This window comes from Mycobacterium sp. 852002-40037_SCH5390672, from assembly GCF_001665875.1.
GTDB lineage: Bacteria > Actinomycetota > Actinomycetes > Mycobacteriales > Mycobacteriaceae > Mycobacterium.
Window position 1 is genome coordinate 1 of record NZ_LZTA01000065.1, and the last position, 8,174, is coordinate 8,174.

Genomic DNA, 8,174 nt, shown 5'->3' on the forward strand with positions numbered 1-8,174 from the left:
GGGGCGCGCCGGGGGGCGGTGGTGCCCACAGTGGGGCTCCATCGGGCCCGAAAAGCCGTGCGCCGTAAGGCGGTCCACCGGGATAGGGCACGGGGCCGATGGCCGGTGGCCCCGCACCGTAGATGCGCGGCGGTTCGGGCACAGCCTTGGTCACCGGGAAGTAGTTGAGTAGCCACGGGTGAGCGATGCCGGGATTGGGCCGCAAGTCCATACCGGTCCCAAATCCGGTGTCGGTCACCAAGTATCGGATCGGCATGTTCAGGTCCGGACGGGGTAGGCCGTTACAGCCCGGCTTGCCGTCGGGGCCGCCCTTGGCCCTGATGATCGGAAGGTTGTCCGGGTAGCGATAAGGGTCGGTGGCGAACCCCAGCAGCGAGGCGTCGGTGACGGTGCTAAACCCGTTGGAGTCTGGGCTGCCCTTGGTGGCCAGCCAGTCGAGTCCTTGTAGGAGGCAGGTGTAGGACGGATGGTACTTGTTGAGCAGGTCCGTGGTCGCCGGTAACTTTGTGTTCGCTGCGACGAAGTCCGATTGGGTGCGCCCGAATAGATCAATACCGGTGTCAGCCAGTCCAATCGCGGCCAATAGTGCCTCGTTAAGATCCTTGGCTTGTCGTGTGATGGTCGAACTCGTGGTCGTCGTCGCGGACAACGCAGAGATGAGGTCCTGGCTGGCGGCGCCATAGGTGTCGGTGACGGTGGCCGCCGCCTCGAGGTCGCGGCGCAACGTGTCGCTGCGGTCGTTAAGGGCGGTGACCACGTCCAGAGCGGCGGTGGTCGCCGTCCCCAGCCGCTCGCCTTTGCCCCTTAGAGCATCAGCCAGCGTGGTCAACACCGCATTGATCTTGGTCGGCTCAACCTGAGCGAGTACGCTGGTCAGGTTCTCGAAGACGGTGTTGACCTCAGTGGTGACGTTTCGAGATGGAATGACTGACCCGGCGCTGATGGTGCGGCGTTCCGGCATCGCGGGCGGTATGAGGTCGACGAACTTCGCGCCAAATATCGTGGTGGCTCGAATCTGCGCCTGGACGTTGGCCGGAATGAATCGGACCTGATCGGGATCGAGATCCAGCCGGAGCGAAACCCCGCCGGGCCGCAAGGCCACCGATGCCACCCGCCCCACCTGAATGCCTCGAAGTTTGACCTTTGCACCGGGATCCATGACGAGGCCCGCGCGATCGGAGGTGACGGTGATCGGGACCGAGGACACAAGTTTCCCCGAAAATGCCAACCCGACCGTGGTGGCGAAGGAGGCCACAATGAGTATGAGAATGAGAGCCCACCACCCCGGGCCCAGCCTGCGACGACGGTTTGTCATGTCCGCTGCCGACAGTCGACGTTGGCCACCACACTGTCGTTCAGCCGCTTGTTGTCTGCTGCAACCACGGGTGTCAACGAGACTGCGGCAAGGGGTGACCACGCGTGCGAAGGCAGGCTCGCCGGATATCGAAGAAGCTGAATCACCGCCATGTCAGATGGGCTCGAATCCCGATATCAGCCAGTGGCCATCGACCTTATCGAGACTGACCTTCGCCGCAAAAGAGGTGTCGGTGGGCGGTGTCGTGCCCACGGTGACGTTCTGATTGACGAACACGAGCGTCTGCACATGCGTGGGAGCGGCCTGAATGACCGCGACCGCACGCACGTTCACCAGCGTCGAGACTTGATAATGCTTCGCGCCGGGGATCGCGACGTCATTAATGAGCTTGGTGTACTCGTCACGAAACTCACCGGTGAGTCGGCTGCGTGCGGCCTCAAGGTCCCTGTCGACGGAACTCGCCTGGTACTGGAACAACGCGACCGTCCCGTCGCGAGCGACGCCGGTTGCCTCGATGCGGGCTTGCTGCGTCGCGGCTGCGGTATCGCCGACGAACTTGAAAAATCCAGCGGCACTGCCCACACCAATGGTCAGTAGGGGCAATGCGGTAAACACGATCAGCCGGTAGAGACGCTCTCGGAGCGCCGATCTTTTGGCACCGTCGGTTTCGGCCTCGGCCTCGGCCTCGGCCTCGGCCTCGGTGTCGGTGGGCGTGGCGGATTCTGCGGACTCGTCGCTGTTGGACTCATCGAGACAGGCCGGCTCTTTGGCTTCGTCGTTCGAAGCATCACTTGTCGCAGCGGAATCTTGGTCCAAGCGTGCAGAGTCCGTAGCAGTTGACTGGCCAGCGGTCATGGGACGAACTCCACATTCGAAATCTTCAAGCCCCCATCTGGCATCTTCTGTACCGAGAGCCGCACACGCCAAGAGCGGGGCTGCTGCTCGGGCGGGGCGTTGGCAGCGGTAACGTCCACCGACATCGCGACGATGACTTTTGCCACGTGACCGTCGTTAGATTCCAGGCCCGCAGAACGGATCGTGGCCACGGATTTCGATTGAGCCTTGTGCACGAAGTCGCTGAACGCGGGTGACCGCTGCTGAAAGTCATTCAAGAAGGCGCCTGTCGACGAGTCGACGATGCGCTGGACGTCGGCTTGAACGTGCGTCCAGTCGATATTCGCCAGGTTGAGGGCTGACTGGCGAGCGACGTCTACGATCCGAGCTTGCTCCTGCTCGATCCGATGTGTGTCATAGGCTCGATATCCGGTCCAGCTAGCCGTGGCGGCGACCGCTGCGAAAAGGATGACCGATACGAGCGAGGCGACGCGCAGCTGACGTCGTCGTTGTTGACTCGCCTCGGTCGCCCCGGCCGAGGGGCTCTCATCGTCGACGAGGTCCGATTCATTTGTCGGCTCGTCGGTCTGATCGTCTGAGGTGGAGGTGGGTTGCGGCGCGGACACCATCTTGTCGGCGGCGCCGTCCGTAGCGGTGGGATCGCCAGCGGCGTTCGACGGGTCCGACGCAGCGTCGGTTGAAGAGCCTGCGGCGGAAGGGTCGCGTGACGCTGCGCAGTCGGCGTCCGCCGTCGCGACGCCGAGGTCTTCCCCGCCAGACGGGCTGGTCACCCCGAGCGGCCGATTGCGGCGCCACTTTGCCACTTGCCCCACCTCCTTTGGTTCGGGCTCGCACATCTGCGCGACAGGAGACGACTCCCTTGGCAGCGCTCAGGAAGGCCGCGGAGCAGTTTATACAATATATTATTTGGCGCAGGTCGACGACACCCGAAGACCGCGTCGAGCTCTTGAGCTACGTATCCCCCGTCGATCGGGAGTAACACGCCGGTGATGTTTATGGCCTCGCCCGAACAAAGGAAAACCGCTGCCTCGGCGCAGTCCTCAGCGGTGATGACGCGGCCCAGCGGGTGAACTGACGCGAGATAATCCACGACGCCTTGGTCGGGCGGCGCGAACTTCCTGTTGTCGGCGGCGGAAAAATTGGTCAGAGGCATGCCCGCAGGGCATATCGCGTTGACCCGGATGTTGTACGGTGCACATTCGATCGCTAGGCCGTTGGTCATCTGGTTGATCGCGCCCTTGGTCGACCCGTAGAGCACGCTGCCGAACCCGACCATTGGTGTCGTCGTGGTGTCCATCAGAGGTCCCAGAGCGCCGGCACGCCGGGGGCCACGATCGTACATTCCTATGATCCGGGGTGCTTCGACCGCTGGATCGAGCCGGAGACCGGGCAACCGCTTAATCAATATGGTTATCCCAGCGCAGATTTTAGCGCGCGCGACGTGTTGCCCCAGGCAGACGTGGGGTACCGCCCCCGAGGTCGAGATTTGGTTGCAGCGGACGGTTCGGGTCGAATTCATCCGGCCTGTCCAGCGCAGCGGGTCTCGGTTGGCGGCGGCGAAGCATGCATGGACGACCGAGCCCTTGGAATCGTGACTCCGCCGAGTTCAGTCTCGCGCGTCGCGAGCCGCGCGAACGCCGGGTCGATCGGCATCCAACGCACCGTCTCCCCGACGAAACCGCGCACCAGCATGGGATCGGCGGTTAACCGGGCCAGCCAGTCCGGCCGTTGCAGCAGAGTGAGCATGGTAATGAAGCTTTGCTTCCAGGTGGTGCCTGAACCGGCGGCCAGAAGAAGTAGCGAGAACAACTGCACCTCGCCATCGGAAAGGCGATGCCGGCTACCGTCATCATCGGCGTATTCCTCGGTGACGAGCATGCTGACGAGGTCGTGGTGGGGTTCGGCACGGCGGGCCTCGACGATCGGCGCGACGATACCCATGATGGCGGCGACAGTTCGGACAGCAGGTATGCCTGGTCGATCGCCATGTCGTCCTGCGCCAACCTCGCTAGCGTGCGTACTGCGCTGACCTCGCGGACAGCGGTCTCGACGAGTTCTTCGCGGTGGTCGGCCAGCCACTGCGCCATGGTCATCAGCATCGAAATACGCTGCGTGCGTGAGCGATTCGCCCATACGTCGGTATCGAAGGAGTTGCGCGCCGCGGCGGTGGCCGTCTCGATCTGCCCGTCGTCCGCGGTCGGAACGCGCGTCAAGACCTCTTCGGTAGCCGGGTTCTCGACCGGAAGCGGGGAGCCTCGGCAGACCGTCGATCACCAATCGGTCGGTTTCGAGAATTCCTGCCATGAAAGCGTCCGGCCCCTCCAAAGTTCATCGCTGCTGGTATTTCAGCGTACAAGATGTTATTTGAGCACAGTAGCTGCCGGAATGGCTCTGTGCAACAAGATTCGAGATGCCGATAGATGGTCGGCCTTAGCTCGCCAGCATCCGCGGTGAGTGCCCCCGATCGCTGCTCGCCCGACAGGTGGTCGCGTCCTCTTCTTTCTACAATTTCCGTCATACTGATCTGACTGCGGGGCAACAGAGGTGGGGAATTCGGCGATTTCTTACTCGCGTCGATGGCCGTCGCCCTACGCGGTGCGGTCAATGGCGTGGTGGAGAAGGTCCTGCGCGAACCCGGCTTCGACGTTCGTGCGTGCGGTGAAGACCTGGTCGCCATCTTCGGTCGTGCCGTGGCGGTGAACCGATGCGCCGGATTGTCATCATCGCGGTGGGTAGCCGTGGCGATGTCGCTCCTCTCACCGGGGTGGGCGCGGGCCCTGCGGCAGGCTGGACACGACGTCGCCATCGCCGCCTACGCGCCCAGGGCGATCGTCCATTAGCCGTTGGGCGCCGGGCCTGCGCGTGAGGCGTCCGCGCCGCTAGAATCCAGTCGCCGTGCCGCGCAATGAGCGCAGGCACTGTCCAACGGTGACGGTGAAAGCAAGGGGGTCTTGGATGTCGGACCCCGACAGCTCGGCGTCGCACATGATTGATGACCTGCCCGGCGCGCGCCGAAATCTTTATCGACAGCAGATCCTGGCGGCCGCCGAGCTGGAATTCGCGAGGTCCGGCTTCGACCAGGCCAAGGTCAATGCCATCGCCGAGACAGCCGGGGTGGCGCTGGGCACCCTCTACAAGTATTTCCCCAGCAAGGCGGCCATCTGGGATGTCCTCACCTCGCAGCGGATGGATGAGTTCCGCAGCGCCGTGATGACGTTGATCGAACCCCTGGAATCTCCCTTCGAGAAACTTCTGGCAAGCGCGCGAGCCGAGGTCATGTTCCTTGCCGACCATCCCAACTTTCTCGAGTTGCACCTGACCGGAGGTCTTAGCTGGGGGACTGCGGTCCGCGGTGAGCACGCGCGGCGACATGCGTGGCAATCTGGCATGCACCTGCTCGGCAACCTTGCCGACGAAGCTCGGTGCAGAGGTGAGATCCGAGACCTCAGACCCTCAATCGTCGCCTCGATGATCATCTCGACGCTGCAGATCTGGATGACGGAGTGGGTCAACTCGAATCGAGATCGACGTGCCGACGCCGTCGCCGACGAGGTCGTCGAACACCTGCGCATTTGCCTAGCAGCGGGTGGCTGAGGACGACGTCTTCGCCGGCCCCGGCGAGGCAGTACGACGCCGGTCGCTGCTGGGTTCGGCCGACGACCTTCTCTGCCGCGAAGCATTGCGTGCAGCGGAGCGTCGCTCTATATTCACTAGAACGCGATTATAGTTCCAAGAATCGTGTTCTACAGAGTGAGCCCGCGGACCTGCGCGGCCCAGTGAGCGACGGGCCGTGAACACGTAAGGAGACCCATGACTACGAGCGCGTCCCAGACGAAGGCTGGAGTGTTCGACCCCAAGCTAGAGTCGACCAGCCCGATCGTGACCGTGCCGCGCTCAAGGCCGCTGCGGCTTACGTGGCTCCTGTTATTCGGATCCTTCGCCATCAGCTTCCCGCTGTGCATGGTGTTGGTCTTCAACCTTGGCTTCGACCGACGCCTGGTCGGCAGCATCATGTCGGTCAATGGCTGCATCGCGTACCTAGGGGGATTCGCCGCGGCGTTCCTGCCCTACCGTTCGTTGCGAAACTGGACTCCTTTTCAGCGACTGACCGCAGCTGTGCTCACCTTCATGATCTCTGCGCGGGTGACGAACCTGACGTGGGAACTGCCTTGGTTGTTCACCCACCCATACCTGCCGGGCCACCAGAAGGACATGTGGGCCTACCCGTGGTACGTCTACATCGACGGCGGCGACACCAAATACCTCACGGCCCCAGCGAATCTCGTGGCGCTCGAATGTATTTCCGTCACCAACGCCTGCATTGCGGTCACCGGCTTGATACTGCTCTTCCGGTCGAAGTTCACCAATCCCCGTGGCACCCTGTTGCTCATGTCTGCAGCGGTCGTCGACCTGACGATCACCATCTATTACTACCTACGCGAAATCATCGGCGGCTTTCCCTCCGTGAACACCAGTAACTTCGTGGACCTGTGGGTGAAGTTCATCGTCCTCAACGGTCTATGGCTCGTTGCACCGTGGTTTACCTTGATATGGGGATGGAAGATGCTCAACAGGCAGTTCGACTTCATGCTGACCGGACGCCGATTCACGTGAGTGATTGACGTCAGTGGTGTCTTCTACGGCAGTAAGTATGCGATCCGCCCGTTCAAGAAGCAGGGGAGTGGCGGGGTCATCCTCAACACTGGTTCGGTGGCGGGCATGGTGGGCTTCGGCAGCGTGCTCTACGTAGCTTGCTGTGAGGCTAAGCGCGATGAGGCTTCCGATCGCCCAATGGAGAAGGACCGCAGGAGAGAAATGGCGCGGACAGACGACGACACCTGGGATCTCGCGTCGAGCGTCGGCACAACGGCGACTCTTGTCGCTGCAGCGCGTGCGCTAGCCAGCAAGCAGCCCGAGCCGCTGATCAATGACCCGTACGCCGACGCCCTCGTCAAGGCTGTCGGGCTGGATTCCTGCAGTCGGTTCGCCGACGGCGTGCTGGGTGAATCGGGGGTGGACCTGCGCCGCTTGTGTGAACCGATTGTCGTGCGCACAAGGTTTTTCGATGACTTTTTCACTGTGGCCGGCGAGTCCGGTATCCGCCAAGCGGTTATCTTGGCCTCCGGTCTCGACACTCGGGCCTACCGCCTGAAGTGGGCCGCCGAGTCCATCGTCCTGGAAATCGACCAGCCACGGGTCATTGAGTTTAAGACCGCCACGCTCGCCGCTCTGGGAGTCACGCCGGCTGCCGATCTGCGCACCGTCGGCGTCGACCTGCGCGGTGACTGGCCCCAGGCGCTGCGCGCCAGCGGATTTGACGCGACCCGACCGACGGCTTGGATCGCCGAAGGCCTGCTCATGTATCTGTCGCCGCAGGCTCAGGACCGGTTGCTGGACAACATCACCGCCCTGTCGGCGCAGGGAAGCCGCCTGGCAACCGACGATATCGATTCGACGGCCATGAGCGGTGACTGGGCCAATCAACTCACCGGGCGTTTGAACCGGGCCGGTAGCAACGTCGACCTCACCGAATTGTTCGACCCGGCCGAACGGAACAGCGCCCGGGAGTACCTGGCCACCCACGGCTGGCGCGCATCAGTCATCTCTGCCATAGATGCGCACGTCGCCAACGGGTTCGCGCCGCCGGACGACGAACCGGGCCCACCGACCGGTCCGGGATACGTCACTGCCGTGCTGGACTGCTGATGCGACAGGGCTGCGAAAACGCAGGTGCTTAAGACCGTGAACGACGCTCCTATGAGAAATTCTAGTTTCGGGAGTCGTCACTACGGTGCAGTAAATTGCAACGTATTCAAGACGGCACCGCGAATCAAAGCAGGAGTCACCAGAAGCCCTCTGGCCTGACCCCGATCGGTTGATCCGGGTGATCTGTCTCCGCCGTTTCGAGCCGTGGTTATGCGAGTTGAGGTCTTCGGCCCAGTCGTCGCCGATGAAGATCACCAGCGTCACACCTGTGCGTGGAGGTTGGTGAACACGCGGGAGT

The 8,174-nt window shown here is 62.8% G+C and carries 9 protein-coding genes and 1 pseudogene; 4 read left to right on the forward strand and 6 right to left on the reverse strand.

The features are described from left to right. The 6 genes and pseudogenes from A5782_RS10250 to A5782_RS27265 all read right to left on the reverse strand — a co-directional run. Positions 1-1,255: MCE family protein (locus A5782_RS10250; protein ID WP_231986639.1), on the reverse strand; the 1,255-nt coding region annotated here is incomplete at its 3' end. A gap of 213 nt (positions 1,256-1,468) precedes the next feature. Continuing rightward, complete coding sequence (locus tag A5782_RS10255) at positions 1,469-2,131, reverse strand: hypothetical protein (protein ID WP_082942866.1); 663 nt, start codon at positions 2,129-2,131, stop codon at positions 1,469-1,471. A 35-nt stretch (positions 2,132-2,166) separates the two neighbouring features. Beyond that, positions 2,167-2,973, reverse strand: coding sequence for an Mce protein (locus A5782_RS10260; RefSeq protein WP_156623876.1), 807 nt, complete (start codon positions 2,971-2,973; stop codon positions 2,167-2,169). Further along, entirely contained in the window at positions 2,937-3,467 is a 531-nt protein-coding gene (locus tag A5782_RS25360) for an SDR family NAD(P)-dependent oxidoreductase (RefSeq protein ID WP_231986640.1), read from the reverse strand. Before A5782_RS25360 ends, A5782_RS10260 begins: the two co-directional genes overlap by 37 nt. A gap of 218 nt (positions 3,468-3,685) precedes the next feature. Continuing rightward, positions 3,686-4,111, reverse strand: coding sequence for a cytochrome P450 (locus A5782_RS26775; protein ID WP_064885392.1), 426 nt, complete (start codon positions 4,109-4,111; stop codon positions 3,686-3,688). Between the two features lie 41 nt (positions 4,112-4,152). Then, a pseudogene (locus A5782_RS27265) lies at positions 4,153-4,404 on the reverse strand (aldehyde dehydrogenase family protein); the annotation flags it as partial. Between the two features lie 342 nt (positions 4,405-4,746). On the opposite strand from A5782_RS27265, the gene A5782_RS26780 reads away from it, so the two are divergent. From A5782_RS26780 to A5782_RS10290, 4 genes are all read left to right on the forward strand, one after another. After that, positions 4,747-5,010: a hypothetical protein gene (locus A5782_RS26780; RefSeq protein ID WP_064885394.1), complete on the forward strand. Its 264-nt coding sequence runs from the start codon at positions 4,747-4,749 to the stop codon at positions 5,008-5,010. A 115-nt stretch (positions 5,011-5,125) separates the two neighbouring features. Then, entirely contained in the window at positions 5,126-5,764 is a 639-nt protein-coding gene (locus A5782_RS10280) for a TetR/AcrR family transcriptional regulator (protein WP_082279593.1), read from the forward strand. A gap of 216 nt (positions 5,765-5,980) precedes the next feature. Next, on the forward strand, positions 5,981-6,784 hold the full coding sequence (locus A5782_RS10285; RefSeq protein WP_082279594.1) for a hypothetical protein: 804 nt from the start codon (positions 5,981-5,983) through the stop codon (positions 6,782-6,784). A gap of 201 nt (positions 6,785-6,985) precedes the next feature. Beyond that, entirely contained in the window at positions 6,986-7,876 is an 891-nt protein-coding gene (locus tag A5782_RS10290; RefSeq protein ID WP_064885401.1) for an SAM-dependent methyltransferase, read from the forward strand. Positions 7,877-8,174 lie beyond the last annotated feature (298 nt).